At 71.7% G+C, this 16,174-nt stretch carries 10 protein-coding genes; 6 read left to right on the forward strand and 4 right to left on the reverse strand.

The window, feature by feature from the left end:
- Positions 1–116: 116 nt before the first annotated feature.
- Positions 117–1,118: a helix-turn-helix domain-containing protein gene (locus IE219_RS23510; protein ID WP_229849967.1), complete on the forward strand. Its 1,002-nt coding sequence runs from the start codon at positions 117–119 to the stop codon at positions 1,116–1,118.
- 13 nt (positions 1,119–1,131) lie between these two features.
- Here the strand turns inward: IE219_RS23510 and IE219_RS23515 are convergent, their stop codons facing one another.
- The 4 genes from IE219_RS23515 to IE219_RS23530 all read right to left on the reverse strand — a co-directional run bounded on the left by IE219_RS23515 (position 1,132) and on the right by IE219_RS23530 (position 4,351).
- The gene (locus tag IE219_RS23515; protein WP_189980730.1) at positions 1,132–1,923 is read right to left on the reverse strand and encodes a TrmB family transcriptional regulator; all 792 of its coding nucleotides are present in this window, start codon (positions 1,921–1,923) and stop codon (positions 1,132–1,134) included.
- A gap of 94 nt (positions 1,924–2,017) precedes the next feature.
- A complete protein-coding gene (locus IE219_RS23520; protein ID WP_189980732.1) occupies positions 2,018–2,200 on the reverse strand; it encodes a hypothetical protein in 183 nt (60 codons plus the stop codon).
- A gap of 164 nt (positions 2,201–2,364) precedes the next feature.
- Positions 2,365–3,894, reverse strand: a complete 1,530-nt coding sequence (locus IE219_RS23525) for a helix-turn-helix domain-containing protein (protein WP_189980734.1) — start codon at positions 3,892–3,894, stop codon at positions 2,365–2,367.
- Between the two features lie 79 nt (positions 3,895–3,973).
- Positions 3,974–4,351 carry a VOC family protein gene (locus tag IE219_RS23530; protein ID WP_189980736.1) on the reverse strand — a complete coding sequence of 126 codons (378 nt, stop codon included), beginning with the start codon at positions 4,349–4,351 and terminating at the stop codon, positions 3,974–3,976.
- A 280-nt stretch (positions 4,352–4,631) separates the two neighbouring features.
- Here IE219_RS23530 and IE219_RS23535 point away from each other — a divergent pair, with 280 nt between their 5' ends.
- The 5 genes from IE219_RS23535 to casA all read left to right on the forward strand — a co-directional run bounded on the left by IE219_RS23535 (position 4,632) and on the right by casA (position 16,173).
- Complete coding sequence (locus tag IE219_RS23535) at positions 4,632–5,507, forward strand: SDR family NAD(P)-dependent oxidoreductase (RefSeq protein WP_189980738.1); 876 nt, start codon at positions 4,632–4,634, stop codon at positions 5,505–5,507.
- A gap of 119 nt (positions 5,508–5,626) precedes the next feature.
- Entirely contained in the window at positions 5,627–6,622 is a 996-nt protein-coding gene (locus tag IE219_RS23540; protein ID WP_189980740.1) for a hypothetical protein, read from the forward strand.
- A 114-nt stretch (positions 6,623–6,736) separates the two neighbouring features.
- Entirely contained in the window at positions 6,737–7,288 is a 552-nt protein-coding gene (locus IE219_RS23545; protein ID WP_189980742.1) for an NUDIX hydrolase, read from the forward strand.
- Between the two features lie 171 nt (positions 7,289–7,459).
- A complete protein-coding gene (gene acnA / locus IE219_RS23550; protein WP_308434041.1) occupies positions 7,460–10,174 on the forward strand; it encodes an aconitate hydratase AcnA in 2,715 nt (904 codons plus the stop codon).
- A gap of 1,385 nt (positions 10,175–11,559) precedes the next feature.
- Positions 11,560–16,173, forward strand: a complete 4,614-nt coding sequence (gene casA, locus IE219_RS23555; protein ID WP_189980746.1) for a type I-E CRISPR-associated protein Cse1/CasA — start codon at positions 11,560–11,562, stop codon at positions 16,171–16,173.
- The last annotated feature ends 1 nt before the right edge of the window (position 16,174 follow it).

Here is a 16,174-nt window from a genome sequence, read left to right on the forward strand (position 1 = left end):
CTCCGCACCCCCTGGCGAAACCTTTACCCTTCGCGCACGGGCCTTCTACAATCCGTGCGTCACGTGCCGACCGGACCCCTCCCCCTCCCCACCTGCCTTCTCCCGCGGAGTGCCTCTTGATCGTTTACTACATGGCGGTCCTCGGTCTCAGCACGGCGGAAGAGGAGGTCTACCGGCACCTGTTGCGCAATCCCGGGGTCGAACTCGACGACGTACACGTTCTGTTACGGCAGGATCCGCGCGTCTCGGACGCGGCGGTGCGGCGCCTGCGGGAGCTGCGGATCATCCACGAGGACGGCGGCAGGATGTGGCCGCACAAGCCGGAGCTGGTGGTCAACCGGCTGGCCCAGCAGCGCCTGGACGAGCTGTACGGCACCATCCGCACGCTCTCCGACCCGACCCCGCTCGTGGACGCCCTGAGACGCGAGGCGCACGACCGCGGGGCGAGCGCCGAACAGGCCCCGGTGGAGCGGCTGATAGGGCTGTCGGCCATCCGCGAGCGCCTGGACGAGCTGGCCTTCTTCGCCCGGACGGAAGTCCTGTCCTCCGAGCCCTACGACGCGCTCACCCCGGAGAACATCGAACGCTCCCGCGAGCTGGACCTGCGCTGCCTGCGCCGGGGCGTCGTCCTGCGCAGCCTGGTCCGCGCCACCGCGGTGGCCGACGACACCACGTGCGCCTACCTCCAGGAACTGACCGCCGCCGGGGCCCGGATCAGGGTGCTCGACGGCCTGAGCGAGCTGATGATCGTCTACGACCGCCACACCGCGCTGGTCCCGGTGGACCCGAAGGTCACCTCCCGGGGGGCCCTCTGCTCCAGCGAGGAGGGGATCGTCACCGCCGTCGTCAACAACTTCGAACGGCTGTGGGCGGGCGCCGCCGACTTCGCCGACGCGGCCGGCCAGGGGGACGGCCCCCCGGACGAACCCCGCCTGACCGACCTTCAGGTGCAGGTGCTGCGGGCGATGTGCACGGTGGCCAAGGACGAGACGGGCGCCCGCCAGGTGGGCTCCGCGCTGCGCACCTACCGCCGTCACATATCGGAGCTGATGCGGCTCCTCGGCGCGGAGAACCGCGCCCACGCGGCCCTGCTGGCCCGCGAACGGGGCTGGGTCTGAGGGGTGGCCGCGGTCAACCGCCCCCGAACTCCCGGGCGTCCGCCCACAGCCGTTCGAAATGGTTGACGACCATGCTCACCAGACCGGGTTCCCCCGCCACGAACGCGCCCCTGCCGCTGTCCGAGGAGACGACCGGCACCAGCACGGTCCCGCCGTCGTACACCACCATCGGGCCCTCGGAGGAGGGCAGCACCCGCACCCGCGCGCCCGCGCCGGCCAGTCGGCGCAGATGCGCGACGACCGCGGGGGAGCCGAGCGCGGACCGCCACACCAGGAGGCGTACGGCGACACCGCGGTCCAGCATGTCCAGGCACAGCGGCACGGTCACCCACGGGGCCCCGAGGCCCCTCTCCCCGCAGAGCCCGCCCGCGAGGAGCTCGGAGCGGGTGCCCCGGGCGAGTTCCTCCACCCGGGCGCGCAGCGCGGCGGCATCGGTGATCCGCTCCACCGTCCCGCCGTCCGGCGGCGCTCCGGCCCCGCCGTTCCTGCCGCAGGCGGCCTCGTCCCGCAGGGAGCGCACCATCGGATAGACTTCGGAGAGCCCCCGCGTGAGGGCGTGCAGCTCGGTGAGCAGCCGCTCCGTCAGCCGTCCCGCCACCAGCTCCGGCTTCTCCGGCCACAGCGCGCCGCCGTTCTCGACGACGGCCCCCAGCTCCTTGAGCCGCCGGACGACGGCGGCGCCGTCCCCGTCCGGCTGCCAGGGCGCCGCGACGACCTCCTCGGCGCTGCTGCCGGGGTGCCTCAGCAGATGGCGGTACGTCTTCTCCTCCGCCGGGGTGACCCCCAGGAACTGCATGCGGTGCATCGGTGGCGCTCCACATTCGGTCGGTGACGAGTATGGAGAGGCGGTGGTCCGGGCGCGGCGCGCGCCGCCCGGACCACCGGGCCGGCCTCCGGAGTCAGTTGTTCGGTTTCGCCTGCCAGCCGTTGACCGGCCCGCATCCGGTGGGGGCGCCGAGACAGGGATCCTCCGCCAGGACGGCGTGGCCGGCCCCCGCGCCGGCCGCGCCCACCGCCGCCGACACGGCCAGCGCCGCCGCCGCGATCCCCAGGGCGGCTCTGCCGATGATGGTGCGCGTCATGGTTTCCCCCTCCTCGGCGCGTGGGCGCCGAATCCTCGGAAGTGCCCGGGACGGGATACCCGGCCACCCCGGAAGCATCCCAGCGATCCTCCGCCCCCCACAGCCCCCCGGTTGGCACGCTCCTGCCTCGCCGCCGTGCACGATCCTGCCAACCGGGGCGCGCGTCAGATGTCCCGGAAGATCTCGATCTGCGCGCCGACCGAGTTGAGCCGTTCGGCCAGGTCCTCGTAGCCGCGGTTGATGACGTACACGTTCCGCAGGACCGAGGTGCCCTCGGCGGCCATCATGGCGAGGAGGACGACGACGGCGGGGCGGAGGGCGGGCGGGCACATCATCTCGGCGGCGCGCCAGCGGGTGGGGCCCTCGACGAGGACGCGGTGGGGGTCGAGGAGCTGGAGGCGGCCGCCGAGGCGGTTGAGGTCGGTGAGGTAGATGGCGCGGTTGTCGTAGACCCAGTCGTGGATGAGGGTCTGGCCCTGGGCGGTGGCCGCGATGGCCGCGAAGAAGGGCACGTTGTCGATGTTGAGGCCCGGGAAGGGCATCGGGTGGATCTTGTCGATCGGCGCCTCCAGTTTGGAGGGGCGGACCGTGAGGTCGATCAGGCGGGTGCGGCCGTTGTCGGCGGCGTACTCGGCGGTGCGGTCGTGGTCGAGGCCCATCTCCTCCAGGACGGCGAGCTCGATCTCCAGGAACTCGATCGGCACCCGGCGGATGGTCAGTTCGGACTCGGTGACGACGGCCGCGGCGAGCAGGCTCATCGCCTCGACCGGGTCCTCGGAGGGGGAGTAGTCGACGTCGGTGTCGATCTCCGGGACGCCGTGCACGGTCAGGGTGGTGGTGCCGATGCCGTCGACGCGGACGCCCAGCGCCTCCAGGAAGAAGCACAGGTCCTGGACCATGTAGTTGGAGGAGGCGTTGCGGATGACGGTGGCGCCGTCGTGGCGGGCGGCGGCCAGCAGCGCGTTCTCGGTGACGGTGTCGCCGCGCTCGGTCAGGACGATCGGGCGGTCGGGGGAGATCCCGGGCTCGACCTGGGCGTGGTACTGGTTGTCGGTCGCGGTGATGTCGAGGCCGAACCGGCGCAGCGCGATCATGTGCGGCTCGATCGTGCGCGTACCGAGGTCGCAGCCGCCGGCGTACGGCAGCTTGAAGCGGTCCAGGCGGTGCAGCAGCGGGCCGAGGAACATGATGATGGAGCGGGTGCGGATGGCGGCCTCGGCGTCGATGGACTCCATGTCCAGCTCGGCCGGGGGCACGATCTCCAGGTCCACGCCGTCGTTGATCCAGCGGGTGCGCACCCCGATGGAGTTGAGCACCTCCAGGAGGCGGAAGACCTCCTCGATGCGGGCGACCCGGCGGAGCACCGTGCGGCCCTTGTTGAGGAGGGACGCGCAGAGCAGCGCCACGCAGGCGTTCTTGCTGGTCTTGACGTCGATGGAGCCGGAGAGGCGGCGGCGGCCGACGACGCGCAGGTGCATCGGGCCGGCGTAGCCGAGGGAGACGATCTCGCTGTCGAGCGCCTCGCCGATGCGGGCGATCATCTCAAGGCTGATGTTCTGGTTGCCGCGCTCGATCCGGTTGACGGCGCTCTGGCTGGTGGCCAGGGCTTCGGCGAGCTGCGTCTGTGTCCAGCCGCGGTGCTGCCGTGCGTCACGGATGAGCTTGCCGATGCGTACGAGGTAGTCGTCTGCCATGGCGTCACGTTATCTCAGATATGAGATGGTCTGGATCATCGGGGTGGTGCGTCCGGGTGATGGTGCATGATGTTTGTACCTATTTGGCGGGATTGGCGGGGTCGGGGAGGTCGAGCGCCGTGGGATGACGGGGCTCGTACAGCGGGACCTCCGTGCCGCTCGGCAGCCGTACCGCCGCGAGCAGTCCCCACTCCTGCTCGGTGATGGCCCGTGAGATCTCCGCGCCCCGGTCCTCCAGGGCGGTGAGGGTACGGGTCAGGTCCTCGCACATGAGGTAGACCTCGGGCCTCGACCCGGCGTCCCCCAGCGGCAGCACCGCGACCTCGGCGGGCGGCAGCCGGAAGACCAGCAGCCCCTGCCCGGCGTCCACGGCCGGCAGCCCGGCGACGTCCCGGAGAAAGGCCCGATCGGCCTCCGCGTCCCGGCTGTAGAGGGTGATGTGCGCGCCGCTGAACATGGCCCGATCCTCGGCCCGCCCGCCGCCCCCGGCAACGCGGGCGCGGCCGGACGGGTGGGGGTGCGGGTGAGGCGGGGCCCTTCCCGCTTCCGGCCCCGCCCGCCCCCGCCGCCGCGGCGGGCAGGATCCGTCCGCCTCCCCCGCGCGGACGGCGGGGTGGGGGCCGTGAGTCCGCCGCGTTCGGCGGTGCCGGGGGCGGGCGGGCCGGAGCCAGCATCGAAACCAGCGGCGAAAGCCGTGGAGGGCGCGAACGCGCTCAGGTGAAGAGAGTGAGCACGTCATGAGTTGGCCGGCAGGAGAAACGGCGTTCGTCACCGGTGCGGCGTCGGGGATCGGACTCGGGATCACCAGGGCACTGGTCGCCGCGGGGGCCCGGGTGGCGCTCGCGGACATCGACGGCGCGCGGTCGGCGGAGGCGGCCCGGGAGCTGACCGCCGCGGGCGGCACGGTCACCGCGGTGGAGCTCGACGTCAGCGACGCCGGGCAGTGGGAGGCCGCGGCCGACCGGGCGGAGGCGGAGCTCGGTCCGGTCTCGATCCTGTGCAACAACGCGGGCGTCACCGGCGGCGGGCCGATCGAGCAGACGTCCCTGGAGCTCTGGCGCTGGATCCACCGGATCAACATCGAGGGCCAGTTCATCGGGGTCTCGGCCTTCCTGCCCCGGATGCGCGACCGCGGTGGGCGCGCGCACATCGTGAACACCGCCTCGATGACCGCCCTGCTGCCGACCGCGGGCCTGGGCGCGTACACCTCCTCGAAGATCGCAGGCGTCGGCTTCTCGGCGGTGCTGCGCGACGAGCTGCGCGGGACGGACATCGGCGTCTCGGTGCTGTACCCCGGCACCGTGGCCACCCGGATCAACCGGACGGCCGGCGCCGCGCAGGCGAAGCTCCTCGGCAGCGGGCCCGACGCCGCGCTCACCGAACAGATGGGTGCCGTCCTGGCCCAGGGGGCGGACCCGGACGTGGTCGGCGAGCAGGTGCTGGAGGCGATCCTGGAGCGGCGCTTCCACATCCTCACCCACCGCGACTTCGCGCCGCTGGTCCGCGAGGTGCACCGCGAGCTGGAGGAGGCGTTCGCCGGCATGACCGACCGGCACGGCCCCGACCCGTCCGCGCGGATGCTGTCCGGCGGGCAGGCCCCGCTGGCCTCGTAGCCGCCGGTCCGTCCGTCCGCACGTCCCTGCCCGTCCGCCCCCGTCCGTACCCACGCCTCCGTCCGTCGCCCGGGTCCCGCGCCGCTGTACGCTGGCACTCCGGTGACGGGAGCGGGCGGATGCGGGAACACGTCGGACGGACGGGTGGTCCGGAGGCCGCCGAGATCCTGGAGGTGGTCGCCCACTTCGACGCGCTCGTCCTGGCCGGCACCGGACCGGACGGGCTGCTGCGCGGTGCCGCCGTGCTGTCCGGCGTCGTCGCCGGCGCCGAACGACGGGGCCGGGTCAGCCGGCGCGACCCCGACGGCCGGGCCCCCGCCGACGAGCCGCCGGTCCGTGCGGCCGAACGGTCCTGCGCCACCGGGACGGTGTGGCTGGAGCGGGTCGGCCCGCCGCACGCCACCGACGCGCTGATCGCCGAACGCCTCGCCGTCGCCCTCGACCTCACCGAGGCCCGCCGCCATCCGCCCGGCACCCTGCAGACCGTCATCGACCCGGCCCGCCCCCGGGACGAACGGATCGCGGCCCTCGCCGGGCTGGGCCTCACCCCGGCCACCCCGATCCGGATCGTCGCGACCCGGGCGGACGGCACCCCGGCGGCCGGCCCCGCGACGGCCGTTCCGACCCGGTACGGGCTGCTGCGCGCGGAACTGCGCCGCGCGGACGCGTCGCCCCCGGGCGGCCCCGCCGGGCTGGGCCCGTGGGTGCGGGCCGACCACGCCCCCGACTCCTGGGAGAGCGCGGTGATCGCGCTGCGGCTCACCGAACCCGCGGTCCCCGTGGTCGACGCCACCGACCTCGGCGCGCTGCTCATGCTCGCCCGGGCCCACGACCCGGGGGACCCCCACCCCGACGTCGCCGCCCTCGCCCGGCTGGACGCCCGGACGGCCCGGGTGCTCCAGGTCCTGGTGGAGGCCGAGAGCCTCCGTGCCGCCGCGGTGACCCTCGGCATGCACCACTCCACCCTCCAGGCCCGGCACGGGACGCTGATCCGCGACCTCGGCTACGACCCGCGCACCGCCACCGGCAAGGTCCGCTACGCGGCCGCCGAACTCCTCCTCCGCCTCACCGACCGGAACCCCCAGGGGGACGGGAAAGGGACGGCGGAGCGCTGAGCGGCCCCGCTGTCGGTGCCCGCGGGCAGGATCGAGGCCATGACACCGTCATTTCCTTCCACGGGCCCCGCGGGAAAGAGGGATAAGAGTGGCAAGAGGGACAAGAGGGGCGAGATGGATGAGAGAGGCGAGAGAGGTGAGGGGGGCGGGGGAGGCGGGGGAGGCGAGAAGGTCGAGCGGGTGGACGAGCGGGACCGGGTCGTGGCGGTGGTCGGCCGGGCCGAGGCCGTCCGCAGGGGCTGGCCGCACCGGATCGCCGTGACGGTGTGCCGGGACCGGGAGGGCCGGATCCTCGTGCAGCGCCGTGCCGGGCACCTCGACCGCTTTCCCGGGCACTACGAGGCGATGTCCGGCGGCGCCGTCGCCGTGGGCGAGACCTACGGGGAGGCCGCGGCGCGCGAACTGGTCGAGGAGCTGGGCGTGCGGGCACCGGTCCGCTTCGTCGTGAAGTTCCTGAGCCGCGGCGGGCTCAGCCCGCATTGGCTCGCCGTGCACGAGGCCGTCCTGTCCGAGGCTCCGGACCCCGACCCGGACGAGGTGGCGTGGCACGGCTGGCTGTCGGAGTCCGAACTCCTCCGGGCGGTGCGGGAGGACCCGTTCACCCCGGACACCCGGGAGGCCCTGGGCCGCTACTTCGCCGCGGTGGATCGGGCGGGCCGGACATGACCGATCGCCGGGGATGCATTAGAGTTATCTCGACATCGAGATAACTGCTTACGGCGTACTGCTGCCACCCGGCGGTAAGGGTTACCTAACTAAGCCCTACCTTAGCGGATCGGCGAGGGGTCGTGGCGGCAGCATGACGGTAGTACGCGCACTTTGATGAAGGAGACTGTCGTGTCGGCGAACAGCTTCGACGCCCGCAGCACGCTGCACGTGGGTGACGAGTCGTACGAGATCTTCCGGCTGGACAAGGTGGAGGGCTCCGCGCGCCTTCCCTACAGCCTGAAGGTGCTCCTGGAGAACCTGCTCCGCACCGAGGACGGCGCGAACATCACCGCCGACCACATCCGGGCGCTCGGCGGCTGGGACTCCCAGGCCCAGCCCAGCCAGGAGATCCAGTTCACGCCGGCGCGCGTGATCATGCAGGACTTCACCGGTGTCCCCTGCGTCGTCGACCTCGCCACCATGCGCGAGGCCGTCGCCGCCCTCGGCGGTGACCCGGCGAAGATCAACCCGCTCTCCCCGGCCGAGATGGTCATCGACCACTCCGTCATCGCCGACAAGTTCGGCACCAACTCCGCCTTCGCGGAGAACGTCGAGCTGGAGTACGGCCGCAACAAGGAGCGCTACCAGTTCCTGCGCTGGGGCCAGACCGCCTTCGACGACTTCAAGGTCGTCCCCCCGGGCACCGGCATCGTCCACCAGGTGAACATCGAGCACCTGGCCCGCACCGTCATGGTCCGGGGCGGCCAGGCGTACCCCGACACCCTTGTCGGCACCGACTCCCACACCACCATGGTCAACGGCCTCGGTGTGCTCGGCTGGGGCGTCGGCGGCATCGAGGCCGAGGCCGCCATGCTGGGCCAGCCGGTCTCCATGCTCATCCCGCGCGTCGTCGGCTTCAAGCTGACCGGCGAGCTGCCGGCCGGCACCACCGCCACCGACCTGGTGCTCACCATCACCGAGATGCTGCGCAAGCACGGCGTCGTCGGCAAGTTCGTCGAGTTCTACGGTGAGGGCGTCGCCGCCACCTCGCTCGCGAACCGCGCCACCATCGGCAACATGTCGCCCGAGTTCGGCTCCACCGCCGCGGTCTTCCCGATCGACGACGAGACCCTGAACTACCTGCGCCTGACCGGCCGTTCGGCCCAGCAGGTCGCGCTCGTGGAGGCGTACGCCAAGGAGCAGGGCCTCTGGCTCGACCCGAAGGCGGAGCCCGACTTCTCCGAGAAGCTGGAGCTCGACCTCTCCACCGTCGTCCCGTCGATCGCCGGCCCGAAGCGCCCGCAGGACCGCATCGTCCTCGCGAACGCCGCCGCGCAGTTCGCCCAGGACGTGCGCAACTACGTCGCCACCGCCGACGAGGCCGGCCAGGAGTCCTTCCCGGCCTCCGACGCCCCGGCGGTCTCCAACGGAGTCCCGTCGAACCCGGTCCAGGTCACCGCCCCCGACGGCTCGACCTACACCCTCGACCACGGTGCGGTGACGGTCGCGGCCATCACCTCCTGCACCAACACGTCGAACCCGTACGTCATGGTCGCCGCCGCGCTCGTCGCGAAGAAGGCCGTGGAGAAGGGCCTGACCCGCAAGCCGTGGGTCAAGACCACCCTCGCCCCGGGCTCGAAGGTCGTCACCGACTACTTCGACAAGGCGGGCCTCACCCCGTACCTCGACAAGGTCGGCTTCAACCTCGTCGGCTACGGCTGCACCACCTGCATCGGCAACTCCGGCCCGCTGCCGGAGGAGGTCTCCAAGGCGGTGAACGACCACGACCTGGCCGTGACCTCGGTCCTCTCGGGCAACCGCAACTTCGAGGGCCGCATCAACCCCGACGTCAAGATGAACTACCTGGCCTCCCCGCCGCTGGTCGTCGCGTACGCCATCGCGGGCTCCATGAAGGTGGACATCACCAAGGACGCGCTCGGCACCGACACCGAGGGCAACCCGGTCTACCTGACGGACATCTGGCCCACCGAGGCCGAGGTGAACGACGTCGTCGCCAACGCCATCGGCGAGGACATGTTCAACAAGTCCTACCAGGACGTCTTCGCGGGCGACGCCCAGTGGCAGGCGCTCTCCATCCCGACCGGCAACACCTTCGAGTGGGACGCCGAGTCGACCTACGTCCGCAAGCCCCCGTACTTCGAGGGCATGACGATGGAGACCACCCCGGTCACCGACATCACGGGCGCCCGCGTGCTCGCGAAGCTCGGCGACTCGGTCACCACCGACCACATCTCCCCGGCCGGTGCCATCAAGGCCGACACCCCGGCCGGCAAGTACCTCACCGAGCACGGTGTGGAGCGCCGTGACTTCAACTCCTACGGCTCGCGCCGCGGCAACCACGAGGTCATGATCCGCGGCACCTTCGCCAACATCCGCCTGCGCAACCAGATCGCGCCGGGCACCGAGGGCGGCTTCACGCGTGACTTCACGCAGGACGGCGGCCCGGTCTCCTTCATCTACGACGCCTCGCAGAACTACCAGGCCGCCGGCACCCCGCTGGTCATCCTGGGCGGCAAGGAGTACGGCTCCGGCTCGTCCCGCGACTGGGCCGCCAAGGGCACCGCGCTCCTCGGCGTCAAGGCCGTCATCACCGAGTCGTACGAGCGCATCCACCGCTCGAACCTCATCGGCATGGGCGTCCTCCCGCTCCAGTTCCCGGCCGGCCAGACGGCCGACTCGCTCGGCCTGACCGGCGAGGAGACCTTCTCCATCGCGGGCATCACCGAGCTGAACGAGGGCACCACGCCGAGCACGGTCAAGGTCACCACCGACACCGGTGTCGAGTTCGACGCGGTCGTCCGCATCGACACCCCCGGCGAGGCCGACTACTACCGCAACGGCGGCATCATGCAGTACGTCCTGCGGAACCTGATCCGCAACTGACGCACCGCACCCGCCGGGCCCCGACCCGGCGCGCAACGGGCCCCGCCTCTCGCGAGAGAGGCGGGGCCCACGCGCTCGACGGGGCGGAAGACACGCAGGCGACCATGAACGCATGCGGATCCGTTCCCGGGGCGGAGTCGAGCATCCCAAGACGACGAAGAGCCTCGCACCTGGGTGCTTGACTCCACCAGTTCAAGCGACTCCGCACCCGCTACGAGCGTCGCGCCGATCCGGCAGGGACTACTTGACCTCGCTTGCAGATGCGTCGACGAGATCCATCTGTAGGCTGGCCCCACCCCTGTGGGGCGTGCACTCGCCCTTCCGTGTCCGCGTAGCCGTGGACGAACGCACAGAGGAGACCGTCCCCGCCGCTGTGGGGCTGACCCCCATGAACCTCTGGGGTGCCTGTGCTCCCCGCGCCCGCGGGGCTGGATCGATCTTCAATCTGCGTGGCCAGTCGGCGATCGCTCCTAGTCCTCAACCATGAACCTCTCGTCTGTCTACTCCGATCACCTGAGGAGCGTGGCCCCTTGGGGGAATGCGGGCCGCTCGATCTGGCGTCAGCCACTCTACGGATGCGCTAAGTTACTTGGTGTGATGAGGCGGCCCCCGGTCCAGGGGGATCAATCGGCCCGTCGCACGGGCGAGTTCTGCCCTCCTCCCGTCCTCATCGGTGAGCACCTCTCAGGGGAACAACGTGGCGAACAGTCATAACCAGGGCGACGGCCGCGATCGGCGCGGGGCGGTGGTCGCGCTGCTCACGGCAGTGGTCGCGTCGGCACCCCTTGCTCCCTCGCCCGTCACGACGTGGGTCTGGGGCATCGCGGTGGTCGTGGTCGTGGTCGTCGTCGCTAGGGGACAGAGGGGCAGAGGCCTCGGCCCCTGCTCCTCCGCTCATGGCGTCTAGCCGATTCCCGGCTCCGCAGGCGCCCTGATCCTCGCCTGGTTCGGCGTTTGAGCCCAGCGGCCCTCGTGCTCATTGACCGACCCGACAAGTTGGACCGTTGGGGTGGGGAGTCCGCTCGGGGGGCCGACCAGGGAGAGCCTCCGCGGTGAACTGCCGGGCCGGGGCGGCAGTTGTGTGGATGTTGCCGCAGTCCGGCCCTCCCGGGAGCAAGACGCCCACGCACCGGTGGCCTGCGCAAGCGACAGGGAGACCGGCGCCCAGCGGCCACGAGGTGGTTCACACCGGACCCGTTCCAAACCCTTGTGGAACACGCTGTCCCCATGTCGGCACTCGCCCTCGGACGGCTACGGCCCCCCGGGGCTGTCGACGACCGAGCCCATTACGCGCGCGGGCCTTCGAAAGCGCGACCGTCCAGACCCGACTTCAGTCTCTTTACGGACTCATTCGGAACACCACAGCCCGGCGGGGGTATGCAGCCATGCCATATTCAGTACCGAGTGCGAACGATCCCGGCTCCGGGTCGCCCTTCGATCTCCTTTCCCCCGCCGCCAGGCGAGCCTGGGGAAAGCACGACAGGCAGACCGAAGAGTGGCTCCCCCTATGGCGCCACATGGCGGACAGTGCCGCCGTGGCGGGGGTGTTGTGGGATGAATGGGTACCCCACCGTGTGAAGACACTTGTCGCCGAAGTGCTGCCCGGGGGCGCCGACGACGCACGTCGCCTGATGGTCTTCCTCGCCGCCACCCATGACGTCGGGAAGGCAACGGTGGCCTTTGCCTGCCAGGTGGAGGGTCTGGCGGATCGTATGCGGTCGGCCGGGCTGGAAATGCCGTATCAGAAGCAGTTCGGCACCGACCGGCGCATGGCTCCGCACGGGCTGGCGAGTCAACTCCTTCTCCAGGAATGGCTTTCCGAGCGGTTCGGAATGGCCGACCGCTTCTCCGGGCAGTTCGCCGTGGTGGCCGGTGGCCATCACGGGACGCCGCCGGACCACCAGCAGATCCACGATCTCCGGCTCCGCCCCCGGCTGCTCCGGACCCCGGGGACGAGCGAGGACACATGGCGTTCCGTGCAGTACGAGTTGATGGACGCCTGCGCCCAGGTCGCCGGGGTCACGGACCGGTTCCGGCACTGGTCGTCGGTGCGCCTGCCGCAGACGGTGCAGGTGGTGCTGACAGGCCTGGTGATCGTCTCCGACTGGATCGCGAGCTCAACGGAGTTGTTTCCGTACGACCCCTCGTCCTGGTCGCCGCGGGGCCCGGAGGGAGAGGCCCGGCGCCTGTCGGCGGCGTGGGCCGGGCTCGACCTGCCGGGGCCTTGGACGGCGGCGGAACCGGAGGGTACGGCGGCCGAGTTGTTCAGGGATCGCTTCGCACTGCCGGACGGTGCGGTGATCCGGCCGGTGCAGGAGGAGGCGGTACGGATGGCCCGGGCGATGCCCGCGGCCGGGCTGCTGATCATCGAGGCGCCGATGGGCGAGGGCAAGACGGAGGCGGCCTTCGCGGCGGCGGAGATCCTTGCGGCCAGGACCGGGGCCGGTGGCTGTCTGGTGGCGCTGCCGACCCGGGCCACGGGAGACGCGATGTTCCCGCGTCTGCTGAGCTGGCTCGACCGCCTTCCCCCGGACGGCCCGCGCTCCGTCGTACTGGCACACGCGAAGTCGGCGCTCAATGAGGTCTGGGCAGGACTGATGCGTGCCGGGGACCGTACGATCGCCGCCGTCGAGCCGGACCGTACGGATGCCGTGCCCAGTCCCGGGGCGGCCGTCCGCTCCGGCCCCTCGGGACTCCACGCGCACCAGTGGCTGCGGGGGCGGAAGAAGGCTCTGCTCTCGTCATTCGCGGTGGGGACGATCGACCAGGTGCTCTTCGCCGGGCTCAAGAGCCGGCATCTGGCGCTGCGGCATCTGGCGGTCGCGGGCAAGGTCGTCATCATCGACGAGGTCCACGCCTATGACGCCTATATGAACGCCTACCTCGACCGGGTGCTGGAATGGCTGGCGGCGTACGGAGTACCGGTGGTGCTGCTGTCGGCGACGCTTCCCGCGGGCCGGAGGAGGGAGCTCGCGGCGGCCTACGCGGGAGAGGAAGCGGGTCACCCGGGGGGCGTCACGGACGTACCGGAGGACGCGTACCCGCTGCTCACCGCTGTGGCCCCCGGGGCGGCCGTGACGACCGCGTGCCCGGACCCGGCCACGGGCCGCCGCACCGAGGTGCTGCTGGAGAGAGTGGACGACGATCTGTCGCTGCTGGTTCGGCGGCTGGCGGACGAACTCCGGGACGGCGGCTGCGCACTGGTCGTACGGAACACCGTCGACCGGGTGCTGGAGGCCGCGGAACGGCTGAGGCTTCACTTCGGCGCCGACGCCGTGACCGTGACGCACTCCCGGTTCCTCGCGGCCGACCGGGCGGGCAAGGACACCGAGTTGCGTGAGCGTTTCGGTCCGGACGGGGAGCGTCCCACCGGGCCGCACATCGTCGTGGCCAGTCAAGTGGTCGAGCAGTCGCTCGACATCGACTTCGATCTGCTCGTCACAGACCTGGCGCCGGTGGACCTGATGCTCCAGCGCATGGGGCGGCTGCACCGCCATCCGCGCTCCCGCCCGCCCCGGCTGGCCCGGGCCCGGTGTCTGGTCACCGGCGCCGACTGGCGGGCCGACCCTCCCGTGCCCGTGCCCGGCTCGCTCGGCGTCTACCGGGGGCCGCACACGCTGCTGCGGGCGCTCGCGGTCCTCGGCCCGTATCTGGACGGGGCTCCGCTCGTCCTGCCCGACCACATCAGCCCGCTGGTCCAGTCCGCCTACGGGGACGGTCCGGTCGGCCCCGGGCACTGGGCTTCCGCGCTGGCCGATCACCGTCGCGCGTACCTCAACGGCCTCGCCGCGAAACGGGAGAACGCCGATGCCTTCCGTCTGGGACCCGTCCGCCGGGCCGGACGCCCGGTGATCGGCTGGCTCGACGCGAACGCGGGCGACGCGGACGACACCCGCGAGGGGCGCGCTCAGGTACGCGACAGCGAGGAGAGCCTGGAGGTGCTGGTCATCCAGCGCCGCCGGGACGGCCGGCTGACCACCGTCGACTGGCTCGACGGCGGAAGGGGCGGGCTGGAGCTGCCCGAGCACGCGCCTCCGCCGCGCTGGGCCGCCGAGGCCGTCGCCGCGAGCGCTCTGACACTGCCCTGGCAGTTCTCCAAGCCGTGGGCGATCGACCGGACCATCGCCGAGCTGGAGCGATTCGCCGTTCCGGCCTGGCAGGTCAAGGAATGCCCTTGGCTGGCAGGGGAGTTGCTTCTCGTCCTGAACGAGGATCGGCAGACCCGTCTGACAGGCTTCGACCTCCGATACAGCCGTGCCGACGGACTTCGGGTGACTCCCGTCGGCACACCGGAAGCAAAGGTGCCTGATCCCGTGCCGAACTCATTCGACCTGGTCTCCCGGCCGTGGCTGCCGGTCCAGCGCCTCGACGGCACCATGGCGGAACTCTCGCTGCTGGAGGTTTTCGCACACGCCCGTGATCTGCGGCGTCTCGTGGGTGATCTGCCCACACAGGAGTTCGCGCTCCTCCGGCTGCTGCTGGCGATCCTCCACGACGCGGTGGAAGGACCCGCGGAGATGGAGGACTGGGAGGAGCTGTGGCATGCGGCGGACCCCTTCTCCGCTGTGCCCGGGTATCTCGCCCGGCATCAGGACCGGTTCGACCTGCTCCACGCCGAGCGCCCCTTCTTCCAGACGGCGGGCCTGCACACGGAGAAGAACGAGGTCGCCTCACTGAACCGGATCGTCGCCGACGTTCCGAACGGGGACCCCTTCTTCGCCATGCGCCGCCCCGGTGCGGACCGGCTCTCTCTCGCCGAGGCCGCCCGGTGGCTGGTGCACACACACGCCTTCGACCCGTCGGGGATCAAGTCCGGTATGGCCGGTGACGACCGGACCACGGGCGGCAGGGTCTACCCCCAGGGCACCGGCTGGGCGGGCAACCTCGGTGGTGTCTTCGCCGAGGGAGAGTCCCTGCACGAGACCCTGCTGCTGAACCTGATCCCCACGGACGAGGACCTGCTCACCGTCGACCGGCGCGGGGACATGCCGGTCTGGCGCCGGGAGGAGGCGCCGGGCCCCGGCCGGATCGCGGAGGACCCCGAGGTCCGCCGGCCCTCCGGCCCCCGCGATCTCTACACCTGGCAGTCACGGCGTGTCCTCCTGCACACCGAGGACGACGCCGACCGCGCCGGCCTCGCCGTCACCGGGGTCGTCCTCGGCTACGGCGACCCGCTCACCCCGCACGACCGGTGGAAGTCGGAGCCCATGTCCGGCTGGCGCCGCAGCGCCCCCCAGGAGAAGAAGCTGGGCCGTCCGCTGGTCTACATGCCGCGGCAGCACGACCCCACCCGCGCCGCGTGGCGGGGGCTCGGCAGCCTGCTGTACGCGCAGCGCTCCCCGTCGGACGGAACAGGGCGCGGCACCCCGCAGACTCTTCCTTCGGGAGTCGTGAAGTGGCTCGCCCTGCTCACCACCGAAGGTGTGCTGCCGCAGGGCGCCCTCATCCGGGTACGACTGGTGGGGGCGGTGTACGGGACTCAGCAGTCCGTCGTGGACGAGGTCGTCGACGACGGGGTCACGCTGCCCGTCGTCCTGCTCCACGAGGAGCGGCCGTTCCACGGCGCCGCGGCGGTGGACGCGGTCTCGGACGCGGAGCAGGCGGTGACCGCGCTGGGACACCTCGCGGGCAATCTCGCGCGCGCCGCAGGATCGGACCCGGTCCCACTGACGGAGATCGCCCGAGACCTGGGGTTCGGGGCGCTGGACGGTCCCTACCGGCAGTGGCTGCGGAACCTCGGGAGGAGCGACGACCCGGTCGCCGACCGTGCCTCATGGCAGGTGACCGTGCGGCGGATCGTCCATCGCCTCGGCCGGCAGCTGCTCGACACCGCGGGCCCGGCCGCGGCGGAAGGGCGCATCATCGATCTCCCGCGAACGGGCAAGCGCTGGGTGGACGACGCCCGCGCGGATCTGTGGTTCCGGACCAGGATCAACAAGATCCTTCCGGTGGGCGATCCGCTGCCGGAAGCCGGTGCTCCCCCGCGACCGCCCACCTGAC

The sequence above is a fragment of the Streptomyces termitum genome (assembly GCF_014650175.1).
In the GTDB taxonomy this organism is placed as follows: Bacteria; Actinomycetota; Actinomycetes; order Streptomycetales; family Streptomycetaceae; genus Streptomyces; species Streptomyces termitum.